Origin of the sequence: Actinomadura sp. RB99 (genome assembly GCF_014706005.1) — a bacterium.
GTDB lineage: Bacteria > Actinomycetota > Actinomycetes > Streptosporangiales > Streptosporangiaceae > Spirillospora.
Window position 1 is genome coordinate 1 of record NZ_JABMCA010000175.1, and the last position, 1,397, is coordinate 1,397.

Annotated in this window: 3 protein-coding genes; all 3 read left to right on the forward strand. The window is 73.4% G+C overall.

The features are described from left to right. On the forward strand, positions 1 to 377 hold a 377-nt coding region (locus tag amrb99_RS49385; RefSeq protein ID WP_190869023.1), incomplete at its 5' end, for a hypothetical protein. Positions 378 to 443: 66 nt separating this feature from the next. Continuing rightward, positions 444 to 1,022 carry a recombinase family protein gene (locus tag amrb99_RS49390; RefSeq protein ID WP_190869024.1) on the forward strand — a complete coding sequence of 193 codons (579 nt, stop codon included), beginning with the start codon at positions 444 to 446 and terminating at the stop codon, positions 1,020 to 1,022. Between the two features lie 62 nt (positions 1,023 to 1,084). Next, positions 1,085 to 1,397: hypothetical protein (locus tag amrb99_RS49395; protein ID WP_206700434.1), on the forward strand; the 313-nt coding region annotated here is incomplete at its 3' end.

A 1,397-nucleotide genomic window follows, 5' to 3' on the forward strand; every position in this document is an offset into this window, starting at 1 on the left:
GTCGGCAGGGCCGCGAGACCCGCGCCGCGCAGCTCACCGCCGACCGCGCCGCCGCCGCGCTGGACGCGCTGACCGCGCTGGTCGGCGCGGCGGACGCGCACCTCCGCACGCTGCACGTCCGCCAGGAGCTGGAGATCGCGCAGGAAGACTTGGCCGCCGCTGACGCGGCCGGCCGCGAGACCGGCACGGCGCTCCTGCTGGCGCTCACGCGGGTCCGGCTCCTGACGCCGGCGCTCGCCCCCACTGCGCTCAAGGCCTACAGAGCGGTCGAGCTGGTCAAGTACATCGTCGAGCCGACGAACCTGGTCGCCGTGAAGCTCCGCGCGCAGTACGCGATTGACGACCTGGTGATCGAGGCCGCCGAGCACCTGGCTTGACCACCCGCCGGTCGGCGGCCCCCGCCCAGGGCCGCCGACCGGCCCGACGATGAGAGGATCCGGGACGTGAGGATCGGATACGGCTGGACGACCCAGGCGCAGGACGCCGAGGAGCTGCGCGGCGAGCTGGAGGCCGAGGGCCTGGAGGGGATCGCGGTGGCCGTCGGACCGGCGAGCGCGCGGCGCGGGGAGCTGGACCGCGTGCTCGCCGGGGCCCGTCCGGGGGATGTGCTGGTGACGCCGCGCCTGACGACCCTGGCGCCGTCCGTGCGGGGAGTGCTGGACATCGTCGCGCGGACGCTCGGTGGCCAGGTCGGGGTGTTGGCGCTGGACGGCACGATCGACACCAGCGACCCCGCCACCGGCACGGCCGTCCGCCGCGCGCTGGAGGCGCTGCACGAGGTGCAGCGCGACGGGATCCGCGCGGGCACCCGCGTCGGCCTCCAAGCCGCACGCGCCCGAGGCCGCACGGGCGGACGCCACCCGACCATGACCCCCGACGACATCGCGCAAGCGCGGCAGATGTACGCCGAGACCGGCCCGGACGGCAAACGGCGCTGGACCGTCGCGCAGATCGCCACCGAACTCGGCGTCAGCCGCGCCACGATCTACCGCAACCTGCCCTCGAAGGACCCTCGGGCATGACAACGACTGCCCCCGCCCCCAGATCGGAGACGGCAGGCCCGCGTCTCCCTTTAGGAGAACGGATGTCCACCACTGACCACATCACCCGAATCCGGGACCTCGCCCGAGCCGACCAGGAGGCGCGACAGGCCGCCGAATGCGCACGTGCGGAACTGGAGATGGCGATCGTTGCAGCGGACGCGGACGGCGCCCCAGAATCCGAGATCCTCGCCGCCGCCCCCGCGATCAGCGGCGCGGCGACGACGCTCATGGAAAGCCATCGCGTCGCCCGGGGCGTGCGCACGATCCTCGGTAACGTCGTCCTGGAGATCGACTGCTGGACACAGCTCGGCGCAGTCGATGTCACGATTTCGATTGAGTCGGCGCCGTCCGTTA